This window comes from Streptomyces sp. NPDC057438 (genome assembly GCF_042802995.1).
Lineage (GTDB): Bacteria > Actinomycetota > Actinomycetes > Streptomycetales > Streptomycetaceae > Streptomyces.
Genome location: NZ_JBHVDD010000008.1, coordinates 73048 through 91396 on the forward strand (window position 1 = coordinate 73048; position 18349 = coordinate 91396).

Genomic DNA, 18349 nt, shown 5'->3' on the forward strand with positions numbered 1-18349 from the left:
GGGCGACCGGTGACGGCCGGCGTCGGCCCCGCCGGCCTGCCCCGTCATTCCGCCCCGAGACCCACCGCGCTTCCCTCCGCGTCCCACCGGATCTCCAGGACGCGCACCACCGCGTCCCGGTCGAGGGGGCCGAACACGTGGGGGAACAGGACGTCCGCCCCGACTCCCGGCGGCGGAGCGGGAGCGGCCGCCTCGAACTCCACCCGGGCAGTCAGCCGTTCCTCGTCGAGGACCAGCGCGTGCAGCGGCTTCGGCGCGTCCCGGTAGAAGGCGTTGACGACGGCGAGCGTCGTCGCCTCGTCGGGAGAACAGTGCACGAACCCGTCCTCCGCGAGCGACGCGGGGGCGTACGGCCCGTCGGCGTGGGCGGTCCAGGCATCGAGAGACACGACGTGGTAGATCACAGGCCGGTTATACACAGCAGACCAGGACAGGCCGTCGGCCGGGAGGCTCCGTGCAGGAGAAGCAGAGCGAGCAGAGGGACAGGTGGGTCAGTACCTCCCTGCCGTACCTGACCCCGCGGGAGGAGGGGCGGGGCGATGCCTGGGGCGCGGACGCGGCGGCTCAGGGACGCCGGGGCACCCAGCGGATCCTGTACGCCGGTGAGGTGGCGGCGCCCGCCGAGGTCGCACGGCTGCTCGGGCTGGCCGAGGGCGAGCCGGTGGTCGTACGCCGGCGGCTGATCCTCCTCGACGACCGCCCGAACGAACTGACCGACTCCTACTACCCGGTCAGCATCGCCCGTGGCACCGGTCTTGCCGGAACCGCCAAGATCCCCGGCGGAGCGGTCACCCTGCTCGCCCGGCTCGGTCACGTCGGCGCCCTCGTCCGTGAGGACGTGACGGCCGACAACCCGGACGACGAGGAGCGGGCGGCCCTCCGCACCGCACCGGACGAACCGGTGCTCCGGCTGACGAGGGTCGCCGTCGACCGCGACGGCCGCCCGATCCAGGTCGACCGGATGGTGATGCCGGCCCGAAGCCAGCGACTGCGCTACGAGATCGCGATCGAGGCGGGGCCGTAGCGCGGGACCGTAGCGCCGCGGCGGCCGTCCCCGCCCCGTCCTCTCACCCCGGAACCCCCGCCTTCCCCCGCCCCACCTGCGTCCGCACCGCCCCCATGCTCGCCCCGACGACCAGCGCGATCGCGAGGGCCTCGGTGGCGGCGAGGGCCTGGTCGAGGATCAGGAAGCCGGCGGTGGCGGCGATCGCGGGCTCCAGGCTCATCAGGACCGCGAAGGTGGACGCGGGCAGGCGGCGCAGGGCGAGGAGTTCGAGGGTGTAGGGGAGGACGGAGGAGAGCACGGCGACGGCGGAGCCGAGGGCGAGCGTCGTCGGGTCGAGGAGCCGTGTCCCCGACTCGGCGATCCCGAGCGGCAGGAACAGCACCGCCGCGACGGCCATGGCCAGCGCCAGCCCGTCGGCCTGCGGGAACCGCCTGCCCGTACGCGCGCTGAAGAGGATGTACAGGGCCCACATCAACCCGGCGGCGAGGGCGAAGGCGACGCCGAGCGGGTCCAGGGCGCCGAAGTCCCCTCCGCCGCCGAGGAGGAAGACACCGCAGAGGGCGAGACCGGCCCACACCAGGTTCACGGCCCGGCGGGAGGCGAGGACGGAGAGCGCCAGCGGGCCGAGCACCTCCAGGGTGACCGCGGGACCGAGGGGGATGCGGGCGACGGACTGGTAGAAGAGGCCGTTCATCGCGGCCATGGTGGCGCCGAAGACGACCACGGTGCCCCAGTCGGTGCGTGAGTGCCCGCGCAGACGGGGGCGGCAGACCACGAGCATCACCAGCGCGGCCACCGCGAGCCGCAGCGTCACCACCCCGAGCGCCCCGGCCCGCGGCATCAGCGTCACCGCCAGCGCCCCGCCGAACTGCACCGAGATCCCGCCGGCCAGCACCAGCCCGACGGGCCCGAGGGCACCGAGGCCGCGGGGAGCACGCGAAGCGCGGGCGCTGCCGGTGGCGGGGCCGGCCGGGGGCGTGGTCGCGGCGGCGGGCGCGGACCGGTCGGCGCGGGGGAGTGTCACGGGGGCCGTCCAAGCAGAGCGGAGGGTGCGAAGCAGGGCAGGGAACACGTCTCGTTCAGTATGAGTGACTTGGAAGTGCAAAGCAATGGACTAAGTCATGCCTGTAAGTGTCTTTGCAGCTTACGACCGCGGCTCTCCTCCTTGCTTCTGTGTCTAAAAATGCAAGCACGCTTGATTGTTTCCGTGCACGCTGTCATGCTCCCCCCATGGCCGACCCCACACCCGTGATCGACGACCTCCACGCCGAGAGCGAGGAACTCGACCTGCTCGTGGCCGAGTTGAGCCCGGAACAGTGGACGCGTCCGACGCCCGCCCCCGGCTGGACCGTCGCCCACCAGATCGCCCACCTCGCCTGGACGGACCACTCCTCCGTGCTGGCCGTGACCGACCAGGCCGCCTTCGCCCGTGAGGTCGAGAGCGCGCTCACCGCGCCCGGCGACTTCGTGGACAGCGGCGCGGAGGAAGGGGCCGGGAAACCGCCCGAGCGGCTGGTCGCGGACTGGCGGGCCGGGCGCGCGGCCCTGGAGGACGCCCTGCGCGCGGCGCCCGAGGGCGCGCGGTTCCCCTGGTACGGCCCGCCCATGTCCACCGCATCCATGGCGACCGCCCGCCTCATGGAGACCTGGGCCCACGGTCTGGACGTCGCCGACGCCCTCGGCGTCCCCCGGATCGCCCCCGGCGGCCGGCTCCGCCACATCGCCCGGCTCGGTATCCGCACCCGCGACTTCGCCTTCGGCGTGCACGGGCTCACTCCGCCGTTCGAGGAGTTCCGCGTCGAACTCACCAGCCCCGGCGGCGAGACGTGGACGTACGGCCCCGAGGAGGCGACCGACCGGGTCAGTGGCCCCGCCCTCGACTTCTGCCTCCTGGTCACCCAGCGCGCCCACCGCGGTGACCTCGCCCTCCATGCCGAGGGCGTCGACGCCGACCGCTGGCTGGACATCGCCCAGGCCTTCGCCGGCCCTCCGGGCACGGGACGCGAGCCGAAGGGGACCACCCGGTGACGGAGGAGGCGGAGGTGACGCGGACCCCGGCCGCCCCCCTCCGCATCGGCAACGCCTCCGGCTTCTACGGCGACCGCTTCGACGCGATGCGCGAGATGCTCACCGGCGGCGAACTCGACGTCCTCACCGGCGACTACCTCGCCGAACTGACCATGCTCATCCTCGGCCGCGACCGCCTGAAGGACCCCACCGCCGGCTACGCCCGCACGTTCCTGCGCCAGTTGGAGGAGTGCCTGGGACTGGCGCGGGAGCGGGGCGTGCGGATCGTCGCGAACGCCGGCGGGCTCAACCCCGCCGGGCTCGCCGACGCCGTACGGGAGCTGGCCGGCCGGCTCGGCGTCCCCGTCCGCGTCGCGCACGTCGAGGGCGACGACCGCACCGCCCTGCACCCCGGCAGCCTCGCCGCCCACGCCTACCTCGGGGGCTTCGGCATCGCGGCCTGTCTGCGCGAGGGCGCCGACATCGTGGTCACCGGCCGGGTGACGGACGCTGCCCTGGTCACCGGGCCCGCCGCCGCCCACTTCGGCTGGGGCCCCGGGGACTTCGACCGTCTCGCGGGCGCGGTCGTCGCCGGCCACGTGCTGGAGTGCGGGGCGCAGGCGACCGGCGGCAACTACGCCTTCTTCGGCGAGGGCGGCGCCACCCGCCCCGGCTTCCCGCTCGCCGAGATCCACGCCGACGGCTCGGCCGTCATCACCAAACACCCCGGCACCGGCGGCCGCGTCGACGTCGGCACGGTCACCGCCCAACTGCTCTACGAGACCGGCGGCGCGCGCTACGCGGGGCCCGACGTCACCGCCCGCCTCGACACGGTCAGGCTCACCCAGGACGGGCCCGACCGCGTCCGCGTCCACGGCGTACGCGGCGAGGCCCCGCCCCCCACCCTCAAGGTCGGCGTCAACCGGCTCGGCGGCTTCCGCAACGAGATCGTCTTCGTGCTGACCGGCCTGGACATCGACGCCAAGGCCGCTCTCGTCCAACGGCAGATGCGGGACGCGCTCGCCGAGTCCCCGCCCGCAGAAGCCCGTTGGAGTCTCGTCCGCACCGACCGGCCCGACGCCCCGACCGAGGAGACCGCGAGCGCGCTGCTGCGGCTGGTCGTCCGGGACCAGGACCCGGAGAAGGCCGGACGGGCCCTGGGCGCGGCCGCCGTGGAGCTGGCACTCGCCAGCTATCCCGGCTTCCATGTGCTCGCCCCACCGGGAAAGGGCACGCCCTACGGCGTCTTCGAGGCGGCGTACGTCCCCCAGGGCGAAGCCGCCCACGCGGCCGTCCTCGACGACGGACGCCGGGTCCCCGTGCCCCCGGCCCCGGACACCGCCGTACTCGACGAGGTGCCCGAGCCGCCGCTGCCGGAGCCGCTGCCGGCGGGTCTCACCAGGCGCGCCCCGCTGGGGCTGGTCGCCGGGGCCCGCAGCGGGGACAAGGGCGGGGACGCCAACGTCGGGGTGTGGGCCCGCACGGACGCGGCCTGGCGCTGGCTCGCCCATGAGCTGACCGTGGACCGGTTCCGGCAGCTGATCCCGGAGAGCCGCACCCTGGACGTCACCCGGCACGTCCTCCCTCACCTCCGCGCCCTCAACTTCGTGGTCGAGGGCATCCTCGGCGAGGGCGTCGCCGCGCAGGCCCGCTTCGACCCCCAGGCCAAGGCCCTCGGCGAATGGCTGCGCTCCCGCCACCTGGACATCCCGGAGCAGCTCCTGCGCCCGCCCACCGTCGACCGCCCGGACCCTGCGGAGGTACAGCCGTGACCGTCCTCAGCTCCGCCCTCGACCCGGGCGCCGCCGACCGCCCGGACCCTGCGGAGGTACAGCCGTGACCGTCCTCAGCTCCGCCCTCGACCCGGGCGCCCCCGAGCACACCGCGAACCGCGAGGCCATGCTCACCCGGCTCGCCGCCCTCGACGCCGAGCACGCGAAGGCCCTCGCGGGCGGCGGCGAGAAGTACACCGCCCGGCACCGAAAGCGCGGCAAACTGCTCGCCCGCGAACGCATCGAGCTGCTGCTCGACCCGGACACCCCCTTCCTGGAGCTGTCCCCGCTCGCCGCCTGGGGCAGCGAGTACGCGGTCGGCGCCTCCCTCGTCACCGGCATCGGGACCGTCGAGGGCGTCGAGTGCCTGATCACCGCCAACGACCCGACCGTGCGCGGCGGTGCGAGCAACCCGTGGAGCCTGAAGAAGGCGCTCCGGGCGAACGACATCGCGCTCGCCAACCGCCTGCCCTGCATCAGCCTGGTGGAGTCCGGCGGGGCCGACCTGCCCTCCCAGAAGGAGATCTTCATCCCCGGGGGCGCGATCTTCCGCGACCTCACCCGACTGTCCGCCGCCGGCATCCCCACCATCGCCGTCGTCTTCGGCAACTCCACCGCCGGCGGAGCCTACGTCCCCGGGATGTCCGACCACGTGATCATGGTCAAGGAGCGGGCGAAGGTCTTCCTCGGCGGCCCACCCCTCGTCAAGATGGCCACCGGCGAGGAGAGCGACGACGAGTCGCTGGGCGGCGCCGAGATGCACGCGCGCACCTCGGGCCTCGCCGACCACTTCGCCGTCGACGAGCAGGACGCCCTGCGCCAGGCCCGCCGCGTCGTCGCCCGCCTCAACCACCGCAAGGCATACGCCGATCCGGCCCCGGCCGCCCCGCCGAAGTACGACCCGGAGGAACTGCTCGGGATCGTCCCCGGCGACCTCCGGACGCCCTTCGACCCCCGCGAGGTCATCGCCCGGATCGTCGACGCCTCCGACTTCGACGAGTTCAAGCCCCTCTACGGCACCAGCCTCGTCACCGGCTGGGCCGACCTCCACGGCTACCCGGTCGGCGTCCTCGCCAACGCCCGCGGGGTCCTCTTCAGCGAGGAGTCGCAGAAGGCGGCCCAGTTCATCCAGCTCGCCAACCAGCGCGACATCCCGCTGATCTTCCTGCACAACACCACCGGCTACATGGTCGGCAGGGAGTACGAACAGGGCGGCATCATCAAACACGGCGCGATGATGATCAACGCGGTGAGCAACAGCCGGGTGCCCCACCTGTCCGTCCTGATGGGCGCCTCGTACGGCGCCGGCCACTACGGCATGTGCGGGCGCGCCTACGACCCCCGTTTCCTCTTCGCCTGGCCCAGCGCCAAGTCGGCGGTGATGGGCCCGCAGCAGCTCGCCGGCGTCCTGTCCATCGTGGCCCGCCAGTCGGCCACGGCGAAGGGACAGCCCTACGACGAGGACGCGGACGCCGCGCTGCGCGCCATGGTGGAGCGGCAGATCGAGTCCGAGTCCCTGCCGATGTTCCTGTCCGGGCGGCTGTACGACGACGGGGTCATCGACCCCCGCGACACCCGCACCGTACTCGGCCTGTGCCTGTCCGCGATCCACACCGCGCCCTACGAGGGCGCGCGCGGTGGCTTCGGCGTCTTCCGGATGTGAGGCCCATGATTACTTCCCTCCTGGTGGCCAACCGGGGCGAGATCGCCTGCCGGATCTTCCGCACCTGCCGTGAGCTGGGCATCCGGACGGTCGCCGTGCACTCCGACGCCGACGACACCGCCCTGCACACACGTACGGCCGACACCGCCGTACGACTGCCGGGCGCCACCCCCGCCGACACCTATCTGCGGGGCGACCTCGTCGTGAAGGCGGCCCTCGCGGCCGGCGCCGACGCCGTCCACCCCGGCTACGGTTTCCTCTCCGAGAACCCCGGCTTCGCCCGTCAGGTCCTCGACGCGGGCCTCACCTGGATCGGCCCGGCTCCCGAGGCGATCGAAGCCATGGCGTCCAAGACCCGCGCCAAGGAACTCATGGGTCTGGCCCCCCTCCACAAGGTCACCGAGGACGACCTGCCGGTCCTGGTGAAGGCAGCCGCGGGCGGCGGCGGACGCGGCATGCGCGTGGTCCGCCGCCTCGACGACCTGGACGCGGCACGGGAGAGCGCCCGCGCGGAGGCCGCGAGCGCCTTCGGCGACGGCGAGGTCTTCGTCGAGCCCTACGTCGAGAACGGCCGCCACGTCGAGGTGCAGATCCTCGCCGACACCCACGGCACGGTCTGGCCCCTGGGCACCCGCGACTGCTCCCTCCAGCGCCGCCACCAGAAGGTCGTCGAGGAGGCCCCGGCCCCCGCCCTCTCCGGGGAACTCACCGAGGAGTTGCACACCCTGGCCGTACGCGCCGCCCGGGCCGTCTCCTACACCGGCGCGGGCACGGTCGAGTTCCTCGTCGCCGACGGCAGGGCCCACTTCCTGGAGATGAACACCCGCCTCCAGGTCGAGCACCCGGTCACGGAAGCCGTCTTCGGCCTCGACCTGGTCGCCGAACAGATCCGTGTCGCCGAGGGCCACGCCCTCCCGGCCGACCCCCCGCCCGCACGCGGCCACGCGATCGAGGCCCGCCTGTACGCCGAGGACCCGGCCCGCGACTGGGCCCCCCAGACGGGCACCCTGCACCGCCTGTCCGTGCCCGGGGTCCGCCTGGACACCGGCTACGAGGACGCCGACACGATCGGCGTGCACTACGATCCCCTGCTCGCCAAGGCCGTCGTGCACGCCCCCACCCGCGCGGAGGCCATCCGCACCCTGGCGGGCGCCCTGGAACGGGCGACGATCCACGGCCCGGCCACCAACCGGGCCCTGCTGGTGAACTCCCTGCGCCACGCCGAGTTCACGTCGGCCCGGATGGACACCGGCTTCTACGACCGCCACCTCGCCGACCTCACGGACCCCGCCCCCGACCCGCACGCCCCGCTGGCCGCCGCCCTGGCCGACGCCGCCACCGGCGACCCCCGCTTCGGCGGCTGGCGCAACGTGCCCTCCCAGCCGCAGGTCAAGCGGTACGCCATGGCGGGGGAGGAGCACGAGGTCCGCTACCGGCACACCCGCACCGGCCCGGAGGCGGACGGCGTCCGGGTCGTCCACGCCGGCGCCCGTCTCGTCGTCCTCGAAGTGGACGGCGTGCGGCGGACGTTCGAGGTGGCACGGTACGGCGACCGCGTCCACGTCAACGCCACCACCCTCACCGCCCTGCCCCGCTTCCCCGACCCCACCACCGCACACGCCCCCGGCTCCCTCCTGGCCCCCATGCCGGGCACGGTCGTCCGGGTCGCGGAAGCCCTGCAGCCGGGCTCGGCGGTGGAAGCGGGCCAACCCCTCCTCTGGCTGGAGGCGATGAAGATGGAACACCGGATCACGGCCCCGGCGACGGGCACCCTGACAGCTCTGCACGCGACCGTCGGCCGGCAGGTGGAGATGGGCGCCCTCCTGGCCACGGTCGAGGAGCGGCCCCGTCAGGGGCGCGAGGAACCGCGCGACGAGCCACCAACGACCCACACCCTCCGACCGGCAGACGCACCCTCCCCCTAGGAGCCCCCATGTCCCCCGTGCTGGAATCCGAAGAACACAAAGCCCTACGAGCCGCCGTCTCCGCCCTCGGAAAACGCTACGGCCGCGACTACATCGCCACGATCAACACAGAGGGCCGCCACCCCGACGAACTCTGGGCCGAGGCCGCGAAACTCGGCTACCTGGGCGTGAACCTCCCCGAGGAGTACGACGGCGGAGGCGGCGGCATAGCCGAACTCTCCATCGTCCTGGAAGAACTCGGCGCCGCGGGCTGCCCCCTGCTCATGATGATCGTGTCGCCGGCCATCTGCGGCACCGTCATCGCCCGCTTCGGCACCGACGCCCAACGGCGGACCTGGCTGCCCGCGCTGGCGAACGGCACCCGCCTCATGGCCTTCGGCATCACCGAACCCGACGCCGGCTCCAACAGCCACCGCATCACCACCACGGCCCGCCGCGACGAAACCGGAGACTGGCTGCTCACGGGCCGCAAGGTCTTCATCTCCGGCGTCGACCGGGCCGACGCCGTCCTCATCGTCGGCCGCACCGAGGACGCCCGCACCGGCACCCTCAAGCCCTGCCTCTTCATCGTCCCCACGGACACCCCCGGCTTCGCGTACCGCCCCATCGACATGGAACTCCGCGCCGCCGAGAAGCAGTTCGAGCTGACCTTCGACGACATCCGGCTCCCCGCAGACGCCCTCGTCGGCGACGAGAACGCCGGACTGCTCCAGCTCTTCGCCGGCCTCAACCCCGAGCGGATCATGACGGCCGCCTTCGCGATCGGTATGGCCCGGTACGCCCTCGCGAAGGCCGTCGAGTACGCCCGCGACCGCACCGTGTGGAGCCGGCCCATCGGCGCCCACCAGGCGATCGCCCACCCCCTGGCCCAGTCCCACATCGAACTCGAACTGGCCCGCCTGATGATGCAGAAGGCGGCCCACCTCTACGACATCGGCGACGACGCGGCCGCCGGCGAGTCCGCCAACATGGCCAAGTACGCGGCGGGGGAGGCGTGTGTGAAGGCCGTCGACCAGGCCGTGCACACCCTCGGCGGCAACGGGCTCACGGCCGAGTTCGGCCTCGCCTCGCTGATCACGGCCGCCCGCGTGTCTCGTATCGCGCCGGTGAGCCGGGAGATGATTCTCAACTACGTCTCCCACCAGACCCTGGGCCTGCCCAAGTCGTACTAGGCCGTGCCGGCCTGGGCCCCGCATCCGGTCGCCCTGGAGGAACCGTGTTCCGCAGCGAGTACGCAGACGTCCCGCCCCTCGAACTCCCCATCCACGACGCCGTGCTGGCCCGCGCCGCCGAGTTCGGCGAGCTGCCCGCGCTGATCGACGGCGTCGACGGCACCACCCTCACCTACGAGCAGGTGGACCGCTTCCACCGCCGCCTCGCCGCCGCGTTCGCCGAGGCGGGCGTCCGCAAGGGGGACGTACTCGCCCTGCACAGCCCCAACACGATCGCCTACCCGACGGCGTTCTACGCGGCCACCCGCGCGGGCGCCACCGTCACCACCGTCCACCCGCTGGCCACCCCGGGCGAGCTGGCCACCCAGCTGCGGGACTCGGGGGCGACCTGGATCGTCACCGTCTCCCCGCTCCTGGAGACCGCCCGCGCCGCCGCCGAACGCGTCGGCGGCATACGGGAGATCTTCGTCTGCGACAGCGCCCCCGGCCACCGCTCACTGATCGACCTGCTCGCCTCCACCGCACCCGAACCGGCCGTCGCCATCGACCCGGCCACGGACGTGGCGGCCCTCCCGTACTCCTCCGGCACGACCGGCGTCCCCAAGGGCGTCATGCTCACCCACCGGTCCATCGCCACCAACCTCGCCCAGCTCGAACCCCTCGTACCGGTGAGCCCCGGCGACCGCGTCCTCGCCGTCCTGCCGTTCTTCCACATCTACGGGCTCACGGCCCTGATGAACGCCCCGCTGCGGCGCGGCGCCACGGTCGTCGTCCTGCCCCGCTTCGACCTGGAGACCTACCTCGCGGCGATCGTCCGCCACCGCATCACCCACCTCTACGTGGCCCCGCCGATCGTCCTCGCCCTCGCCAAGCACCCGGCGGCCGAACGCCACGACCTCACCTCGGTCCGGCACATCCTCTCCGCCGCCGCGCCCCTGGACGCGACGCTGGCCGCCGCCTGCTCCGCCCGCCTCGGTCTGCCGCCGGTCGTCCAGGGCTACGGCATGACCGAACTCTCCCCCTGCTCCCACATCGTGCCCCTCGACCGGGCCGCGTCGGCGCCCCCCGGCACCGTCGGCAAACTCATCGCCGGCACCGAGATGCGGATCGTCTCCCTCGACGACCCCGGCAAGGACCTCGGCCCCGGCGAACCGGGCGAGATCGTCATCCGGGGCCCCCAGGTCATGAAGGGCTACCTGGGCCGCCCCGAGGCCACCGCCGACATGATCGACGCCGACGGCTGGCTCTCCACCGGCGACATCGGCCACACCGACGCCGACGGCTGGCTGTACGTCGTCGACCGCGTCAAGGAACTGATCAAGTACAAGGGGTTCCAGGTCGCCCCCGCCGAACTCGAAGCCCTTCTCGTCACCCACCCCGGCATCGCCGACGCCGCCGTCATCGGCCACTACGACGGCCACGGCAACGAGGTCCCGCACGCCTTCGTCGTCCGCCGCCCCACGGACCGCGCACCCTCCGAGGGCGAGATCATGATGTACGTCGCCGAACGCGTCGCCCCCTACAAACGCGTCCGCCACGTCACCTTCATCGACGCCGTGCCCCGCGCGGCCTCCGGGAAGATCCTCCGCCGCGAACTCAGGGAGCGCCTGTGACGGACCCCCACCCCCTCGTGCGCACCGCGCACCACCGGGGCATCACCACCCTCGCCCTCGACGCCCCGGCCCACCGCAACGCCCTCTCGGCCGCCCTCGTCGCCGAACTCCGCGACGGCCTCGACCGGTGCGGCAAGGACGACACCGTACGAGCCGTCGTCCTCACCCACACCGGCACCACCTTCTGCGCCGGCGCCGACCTGCGCGACCCGCCCGACCCGGCGGCCCTGGTCGCTCTGCTCCGCCTGATCCTCGAACTGCCCAAGCCCGTCGTCGCCCGGGTGACCGGGCACGTCCGCGCGGGCGGCCTCGGCCTGCTCGGGGCCTGCGACATCGCCGCCGCCGGACCCGAGGCCACCTTCGCCCTCACCGAGGTCCGCATCGGGGTCGCGCCCGCCGTCATCTCCCTCACCCTGCGCCCCCGCACCGACCCGCGCGCCCTGGCGCGCTATTACCTCACCGGCGAGCGCTTCGGCCCGGCCGAAGCCGCCCGCATCGGCCTGCTCACCACCACCGGCGCCGACGTCGACGACGTGCTCGAACCCGTCCTCGACGGCCTGCGCCGGGCTTCACCGAGGGCCCTGGCGGAGACGAAACACCTGCTCACGGCTAAGGTGCTGGAGAACTTCGACGTGGACGCGGGCGAACTGACCCGGCTCTCGTCCCGCCTGTTCGTCTCCGCCGACGCCCGCGAGGGCATGACGGCCTTCCTCGAAAGACGGGAACCGGGATGGGTGCTGTGAGCGCGGTGGGCGCCTCCGACGAGACCGACGCCGAGACCGGGATCGGCGCCGAGACGGAGACCGGGATCGACGCCGAGACCGATACGGGTACCGACGCCGGCCCGGTGGCGGACCGGGGGCCCAAGCAGGACCGCAGCCGGGTCACCCGCAAGCGGCTCCTGGAGGCCGCCGTGTCCTGCCTCGCCGAACACGGCTGGGCCGGCTCCACCGTCTCCGTCGTCGCCGAACGCGCCGGCGTCTCCCGCGGCGCCGCCCAGCACCACTTCCGCACCCGCGAGGACCTGTTCACCGCCGCCGTCGAGTACGTCGCCGAGGAACGCTCCCTCGCCCTGCGCGCCCTCTTCCCCGAGGGCACCGCCGACCGCCGGGCCGTCGTCGCCGCCGTCGTGGACCTCTTCACCGGCCCCCTCTTCCGGGCCGCCCTCCACCTCTGGGTCGCCGCCTCCGACGAGGAGCAGCTCCGCTGCCGCGTCACCGAACTCGAAGCCCGGGTCGGCCGCGAGACCCACCGCATCGCCGTCGAGCTGCTGCGCGCCGACGAGACCGTCCCCGGCGTCCGCGAAACCGTGCAGGGCCTCCTCGACATGGCCCGCGGGCTCGGCCTCGCCAACCTCCTCACCGACGACTCCGGCCGCCGCGACCGCGTGGTGGCCCAGTGGGCGGCCCTGCTGGACAAGGCCCTGGGTTGAGGTCCCGGGGGCGCGCCCCGGGACTCGGCGGCTACGGACTCAGCCGCTCCACCCGCCACGACCCGTCCGCCTCCGCCGTGTACCGCAGCCGGTCGTGCAGCCGGTTCCCCCGGCCCTGCCAGAACTCCACCGTCCGCGGCGTCACCCGGAAACCACCCCAGTCCGGCGGCACCGGAACCTGCTCGCCCTCCGGGTAGCGGGCGTGCAACTCCTCGTACGCGGCGTCCAGTTCGGCCCGGGAGGAGATCACCGACGACTGCGCGCTGGCCCACGCCCCCAGCTGCGAACCATGCGGACGCGTCCGGAAGTACGCCGCCGTCTCGTCCCGCCCGGTCCGCAGCGCGGTACCCGTCACGATCACCTGCCGGGCGATCCCGTGCCAGGGAAAGAGCAACGAGACATGCGGGTTCTCGTCCAGATCACGGGCCTTGCGGGAGCCGTAGTTCGTGTAGAAGACGAAGCCCCGCGCGTCGTACGCCTTCATCAGCACCGTCCGGGAACTCGGCCGTCCCTCGGCGTCCGCGGTCGACACGACCATGGCGTTCGGTTCGAACACCGCGCCCTCCCGCGCGGCCTGCCCGAACCACCGCGCGAACTGCTCCATGGGGTCGCCGGCCAGCTCGCTCTCGTCGAGACCGTCCGCGCGGTACTGCTTGCGCATGACGGCGGGGTCGTGATCGTTCACATGGTCATCCTGCCGTATCAACGGTCCGGTGGAGGAGAAGTGGCACTGAGTGCCGCAGACTCTCCCCAAACCTGGCACTCAGGCGTATGGTTTTGGAACCCCTGTCGCACACATCAAGAGGAGCCGCCTGATGTCCGACTTCGTACCCGGGCTCGAAGGAGTCGTCGCGTTCGAGACGGAGATCGCCGAACCGGACGAGGAAGGCGGCGCCCTCCGCTACCGGGGCGTCGACATCGAGGATCTGGTCGGCCACGTCTCGTTCGGCAACGTCTGGGGCCTCCTCGTCGACGGCGCCTTCCGCCCCGGCCTCCCGCCCGCCGAGCCGTTCCCCATCCCCGTCCACTCCGGCGACATCCGCGTCGACGTCCAGTCCGCGCTCGCCATGCTCGCCCCGGTCTGGGGCCTCAAACCCCTCCTCGACATCGACGAGGAGCAGGCCCGCGCCGACCTCGCCCGCGCCGCCGTCATGGCCCTCTCCTACGTCGCCCAGTCCGCCCGGGGCCAGGGCCACCCCATGGTCCCGCAGCGCGAGATCGACAAGGCCCAGTCCGTCGTCGAACGCTTCATGATCCGCTGGCGCGGCGAACCCGACCCCAAGCACGTCGCGGCGGTCGACGCCTACTGGACCTCGGCGGCCGAGCACGGCATGAACGCCTCCACCTTCACCGCCCGCGTCATCGCCTCGACCGGCGCCGACGTGGCGGCCGCCCTCTCCGGAGCGGTGGGCGCCATGTCCGGCCCCCTGCACGGCGGCGCCCCCTCCCGCGTCCTCGGCATGATCGAAGAGATCGAACGCACGGGCGACGCCGACGCCTACGTCAAACAGGCACTCGACAAGGGCGAACGCCTCATGGGCTTCGGCCACCGCGTCTACCGCGCCGAGGACCCCCGCGCCCGCGTCCTGCGCCGCACCGCCCGCGACCTCGGCGCCCCCCGCTTCGAGGTCGCCGAGGCCCTGGAGAAGGCGGCCCTCGCCGAACTCCACGCCCGCCGCCCCGACCGCGTCCTCGCCACGAACGTCGAGTTCTGGGCCGCGATCGTCCTCGACTTCGCCGAGGTCCCGGCGCACATGTTCACCTCGATGTTCACCTGCGCCCGCACGGCCGGCTGGTCCGCCCACATCCTCGAACAGAAGCGCACCGGCCGCCTCGTCCGCCCCTCCGCCCGCTACGTGGGCCCACCCGCGCGCAGCCCGCAGGAGATCGCCGGGTTCGAGGACATCGCGAGCTAGCCCAGCCTCGCGGAGCAGCTCGGCCCCGAGGCATCACGCGGGGCTGAGCAGTCCCGCGTGATGCCGCTCCGCGACCAGCGGATGCGCCCGCAGCTTCCCCTTCAGCTCGTTGAACCCGTACTCGGCGAACAGCGGATTCCCCGGATCGTCGGTCACGCCGGGCGCGACGGACGCATACGGGAAGACGAGGGGGTCGACCCGCGCGTCGAGGCGGGGGTTGTAGAAGAACGGCACCGAGAAACGCTCGGTCGCCCCCGCCGGACTGACGACCCGGTGCCGGGTGGCGAGCAGATAGCCGTTCGTCGCCACCTCCAGCAGCTCCCCGAGGTTCACCACGAACGCCCCCGGGACCGGCGGCACATCGTGGAACAGCCCGTCCGCGCGCTCCACCTGCAGCCCACCGACCCGGTCCTGCAACAGCAGCGTCAGGAACCCGTAGTCCTTGTGGGTCCCCACCCCCTGATCGGCACCGTCCCCCGAGCTCCCCGGGTACCGCACCAGCTTCAGATGCGGATGCGCCCGCTCCCCGAAGACCGGGTCGTAGAAGTCGGCGGGCGCCCCGATGGACACCAGCAGCTCACGCAGCAGCCGCTGCGCCACGGAACCGAGCCGGTCGATCCACGCGAGGGCGGCGTCCCGCAGCTCCGGCAGGGAGCCGGGCCACTGGTTGGGCCCCTGCAGCCACCAGTAGGCGGGCTCCCCGTCCCCCGGCGGACGCGCGGCCCGCTCGGCCCCGATGTCCAGCTGGTCCCGCCAGTCCCGGCTGCCGCCCGTCCGCTCGTCGCCGGTGCGCGTGTACCCCCGGAAATGCGGCGAGTTGACGTTGTCGATGGCGAGCCGCTCGGCCTCCGGCAGGGCGAAGAACCGCCGCATGGCTCCGGTGAGCCGCCGGGTCTCCTCCTCACTCACCCCGTGGCCGACGAGCTGGAAGAAACCCACGTCATGCGCGGCACTGTGCAACTGCGCGTGCAACAGCGCCCGCGCCTCCGGTCCGCGATCGGCGGCGGAGAGATCGATGATGGGCAGCTGGAGGGACGACGATGCCGTCGCCGAGTTCGTCATGAGATGCGTCCGAGAGGAGAAGGGGAGTGCTGGGGGCCGGGTTCCGAGGTCAGACGGAAGGCCGACAGCCCATGCTCGTGACGCGCACGAAGTCCACGTGCCGGCGTCGAACGAGTATCGGAAGCATGGTGAAAGCATACTGCGCCCTACGAAACGCAGACGACCCGCAGACTCTGGGTCCCTCCGCCCAGGGGCGGAGAAGCCGGCCGGACGTACCGGCGAGCCTGCGGGTCGGGTGACTGCTTGAGATTGGGCCGGCTGACGTGCTCAGATCACACGCTGGTCCGACACCGCACTGAGTATGGTGACGGGCTGCTAGCCCGCAGCCACCTCGCGCGTCCGGGTTTCACACATGTACCCGATCACCTCCTTTCGGCGTGGGTCCCACATTAGGAACCGAGGCGACGGTGCTCAAGTGATTTTCCACGGACGGTCGCCTCCGCTGTGCGGGAATGCCGATCCCGTTTCAGACCTCAGGGTTTCTGCGCACCACCGCGAAGAGCCCGCGCGCCAGGCTGCCCTCGGTCAGGCCCCAGTGGCCTACGAGGTGTCCCGTAGTCCCCTCGGCGCGGTCGACGGGACTGTCCTGGGCGGGTCGCAGGATCCGGTTGATCTGGAGCGTGGTGGCGGGCAGGACGGGGAGCCGGGTGCTCTCGTGGTCGTCGGTGGGGGTGAGTGCTTCCAGGGAAAGCGGGCTGTCGCCGGTGTAGGCCCAGGTGACCTCGTGGTCCGGGGTGTCGGTGAGGCTCTGGGCCTGGGGTTCGGCGCGGCCCTCGAACAGGGCGAGGAGCTGGCTGAGCAGCACCGGGTCGTGGCAGCCGTCGTAGGCCCAGCGCCTGCCCAGGACGCCGTGTTCCATCGTGCCGACGAGGGCGTGGTCGGCGTCGGGGAGAGGGGCGCCCCGGTAGGTGAGGGGGACCAGGTAGTGGACCGGGGTGGGGCCGGAGGTGTCGGTGGCGACCATGAACTCGATGCCGACCTCGCCCTCGGGGTCGTCGAGCCGGAAGCCGCCGGCCCTGGTCAGTACCGGGGCGTCCGGACCGCCGACGTACCAGGGGCGGGTGGGCAGCCAGGAGGCCAGGAGTTCGAGCTTGGTGGGCTTCAGCGTGGTGTGGTGGATGACAGCCATGCGGGGATTCTCCGCCGGGACGATCAGCGGACGCGAGTCCTTGGTTCCCCTGCCGCGCGGCCACTCACACTCCCTACTCCGACGACCTCTCCAGGGCTTCGAGGTCCAGGGCCGTGGCGATGCGCAGGGCGACGCCCTCGGCGTAGGTGGCGTCGGAGCGTTCGAAGGGGGTGCGGCCGGCGGTGCGCAGGAAGGTGACCACGCCGAGGGTGCGGCCCCGGCTGCGGAGGACCGCGCAGAGGGCGTGGACGCTCTCCGGGGGCCACTGGCGTCCGGTGGCCCATTCGCGGGCCGCTTCCGGGGTGGCCGAACCGGCGCTGGCGCGGACCGAGCCGGCCCGGTCGACGCATTGGAGGGCCGGGTGGCCGGGGCCGTAGCGGACCGGGATGCCGGCGTGGCCGGCGAGATGGCTGGGGCCGGGCCGGCCGGAGGGGGTGGCGGCGGCGCGTACCAGGCGGGCGGGGCCTTCGCCGTCGGCGAGGGAGCCGCCGGAGACCCGGTCGATGAGGGCGTGGTCGGCGAAGCCGGCAAGGGCGAAGTCGAGGTGGACGGTGGCGGCCTCGCCGGGGTCCTCGCACTCGGCGGCGGCGCGGGCGGCCCGGTGGAGCTGGTTGACGCGGAAGCGGAGCTGCGCGGCCTCCTGCTCGCCCTGTTTGGATTCGGTGATGTCCTGGAAGAGCCAGCCGACGCCGAGGGGAACCGGTTCCTCGGCCAGTGGCGAGGAGAGGCGGAGGAAGCCGCTGCGCCAGCACCTGCGCTTCTCGCCGTCGGGGGTGCGGACACCGACCCAGATCTCGGCGGGCGCGGGCGGGGCGCCCTCGGCGAGGACGTGGGTGAGGGCGCTCTCCAGTTCCTCGACGCCCTGGGCGAGCAGTTCGCCGAGGGGGCGTCCGAGGACGGCCGTGCGGCCGATGCCGAGGGAGCGGGCCGCGTGGGCGTTGACGACGGCGGGGCGCAGGTCGGCGTCGACGAGGACGACGCCCCAGGACGCGTCCTCGAAGAGGGCCTCGCTGAGGGCGATGGAGCGTTCGAGGTCGATCTGCGCGTGGACCTCGCTGAAGGCGCAGTAGAGGCCGGCGGGCTTGCCGTCGGGTCCGGGTACGGCGGCGGACTGGGTGCGGACGAGGACGCGTCCGCCGTCCTTGGTGACCAGGGCGAACTCGTGCACCTGCCGGCCGGCGGCGTGCATGGCGGCCATCAGCCGCCCCTCGATCTCCTCGGCGTCGGCGGTCCGTACGGCCCATCCGGCGAAGCCGCGGCGGCCCACGGCCTCGTCCGGGGTCCAGCCGAGGATGCGTTCGGCCTCGCGGTTCCAGTGGGTGACGACGCCGTCGGCGTCGAAGGCGCAGAGGGCGGCGTCCATGCCGTCCAGCAGGGCGGCGAGGAGATCCGAGCCGCCGGGTTCCGTGGATCCTCCGGTGCCGTCGGTGTCCTCGGTGTTCACCGTGCCCTCGTTGTCGTCGGTGTCCTCGGTGTTCTTGGCGTCCTTCGTGTTCTTGTCCGTGGGACCGTTCCGCTCGGGCTCGTCGGGTCCGAGCTCGTCGGTGGTCCCACGACGGCGGGAAGCACTCACCTGAACCCCCTGCAGGCTGCGTTACGTCCGCGTGTACGGCGTGTACGGCGCGTCGGTTCGCTCACTGGCCTTCATTCAA

16 protein-coding genes are annotated in these 18349 nt (G+C 73.0%); 10 read left to right on the forward strand and 6 right to left on the reverse strand.

Translation table 11 applies throughout. From position 1 onward, the window contains the following. Positions 1–44: 44 nt before the first annotated feature. On the reverse strand, positions 45–404 hold the full coding sequence (locus ACFU5F_RS07485; RefSeq protein ID WP_383883299.1) for a DUF952 domain-containing protein: 360 nt from the start codon (positions 402–404) through the stop codon (positions 45–47). Positions 405–454: 50 nt separating this feature from the next. On the opposite strand from ACFU5F_RS07485, the gene ACFU5F_RS07490 reads away from it, so the two are divergent. After that, positions 455–1024, forward strand: coding sequence for a GntR family transcriptional regulator (locus ACFU5F_RS07490; protein WP_383883301.1), 570 nt, complete (start codon positions 455–457; stop codon positions 1022–1024). Positions 1025–1067: 43 nt separating this feature from the next. Here ACFU5F_RS07490 and ACFU5F_RS07495 read toward each other — a convergent pair whose 3' ends face one another. Beyond that, entirely contained in the window at positions 1068–2030 is a 963-nt protein-coding gene (locus ACFU5F_RS07495) for a DMT family transporter (RefSeq protein WP_383883303.1), read from the reverse strand. Positions 2031–2236: 206 nt separating this feature from the next. Here ACFU5F_RS07495 and ACFU5F_RS07500 point away from each other — a divergent pair, with 206 nt between their 5' ends. The 8 genes from ACFU5F_RS07500 (at position 2237) to ACFU5F_RS07535 (ending at position 12590) form a co-directional block, all read left to right on the forward strand. Next, a complete protein-coding gene (locus ACFU5F_RS07500) occupies positions 2237–3034 on the forward strand; it encodes a TIGR03084 family metal-binding protein (RefSeq protein ID WP_383883306.1) in 798 nt (265 codons plus the stop codon). An 86-nt stretch (positions 3035–3120) separates the two neighbouring features. After that, on the forward strand, positions 3121–4785 hold the full coding sequence (locus ACFU5F_RS07505) for an acyclic terpene utilization AtuA family protein (RefSeq protein WP_383883472.1): 1665 nt from the start codon (positions 3121–3123) through the stop codon (positions 4783–4785). Positions 4786–4849: 64 nt separating this feature from the next. Beyond that, positions 4850–6448: an acyl-CoA carboxylase subunit beta gene (locus tag ACFU5F_RS07510; protein ID WP_383883308.1), complete on the forward strand. Its 1599-nt coding sequence runs from the start codon at positions 4850–4852 to the stop codon at positions 6446–6448. A gap of 5 nt (positions 6449–6453) precedes the next feature. Then, the gene (locus ACFU5F_RS07515) at positions 6454–8373 is read left to right on the forward strand and encodes a biotin carboxylase N-terminal domain-containing protein (protein WP_383883311.1); all 1920 of its coding nucleotides are present in this window, start codon (positions 6454–6456) and stop codon (positions 8371–8373) included. Between the two features lie 8 nt (positions 8374–8381). Continuing rightward, complete coding sequence (locus ACFU5F_RS07520) at positions 8382–9545, forward strand: acyl-CoA dehydrogenase family protein (protein WP_383883314.1); 1164 nt, start codon at positions 8382–8384, stop codon at positions 9543–9545. 44 nt (positions 9546–9589) lie between these two features. Next, complete coding sequence (locus ACFU5F_RS07525) at positions 9590–11158, forward strand: 4-coumarate--CoA ligase family protein (protein ID WP_383883317.1); 1569 nt, start codon at positions 9590–9592, stop codon at positions 11156–11158. Further along, complete coding sequence (locus ACFU5F_RS07530) at positions 11155–11901, forward strand: enoyl-CoA hydratase family protein (RefSeq protein WP_383883319.1); 747 nt, start codon at positions 11155–11157, stop codon at positions 11899–11901. Before ACFU5F_RS07525 ends, ACFU5F_RS07530 begins: the two co-directional genes overlap by 4 nt. Beyond that, positions 11898–12590, forward strand: a complete 693-nt coding sequence (locus tag ACFU5F_RS07535; protein ID WP_383883475.1) for a TetR/AcrR family transcriptional regulator — start codon at positions 11898–11900, stop codon at positions 12588–12590. The genes ACFU5F_RS07530 and ACFU5F_RS07535 overlap by 4 nt, the downstream gene beginning before the upstream one ends. A 31-nt stretch (positions 12591–12621) precedes the next feature. Here ACFU5F_RS07535 and pdxH read toward each other — a convergent pair whose 3' ends face one another. Beyond that, entirely contained in the window at positions 12622–13251 is a 630-nt protein-coding gene (gene pdxH, locus ACFU5F_RS07540) for a pyridoxamine 5'-phosphate oxidase (protein ID WP_383883477.1), read from the reverse strand. Between the two features lie 154 nt (positions 13252–13405). Here pdxH and ACFU5F_RS07545 point away from each other — a divergent pair, with 154 nt between their 5' ends. Beyond that, positions 13406–14506, forward strand: a complete 1101-nt coding sequence (locus ACFU5F_RS07545; protein ID WP_383883321.1) for a citrate synthase 2 — start codon at positions 13406–13408, stop codon at positions 14504–14506. Between the two features lie 33 nt (positions 14507–14539). Here ACFU5F_RS07545 and ACFU5F_RS07550 read toward each other — a convergent pair whose 3' ends face one another. The 3 genes from ACFU5F_RS07550 to ACFU5F_RS07560 all read right to left on the reverse strand — a co-directional run bounded on the left by ACFU5F_RS07550 (position 14540) and on the right by ACFU5F_RS07560 (position 18270). Continuing rightward, positions 14540–15568: an isopenicillin N synthase family dioxygenase gene (locus ACFU5F_RS07550; protein ID WP_383883324.1), complete on the reverse strand. Its 1029-nt coding sequence runs from the start codon at positions 15566–15568 to the stop codon at positions 14540–14542. 466 nt (positions 15569–16034) lie between these two features. Beyond that, positions 16035–16697, reverse strand: coding sequence for a 1,4-alpha-glucan branching protein (locus ACFU5F_RS07555; RefSeq protein ID WP_383883327.1), 663 nt, complete (start codon positions 16695–16697; stop codon positions 16035–16037). Positions 16698–16770: 73 nt separating this feature from the next. Next, positions 16771–18270, reverse strand: a complete 1500-nt coding sequence (locus ACFU5F_RS07560) for a PAS domain-containing protein (protein ID WP_383883330.1) — start codon at positions 18268–18270, stop codon at positions 16771–16773. Positions 18271–18349 lie beyond the last annotated feature (79 nt).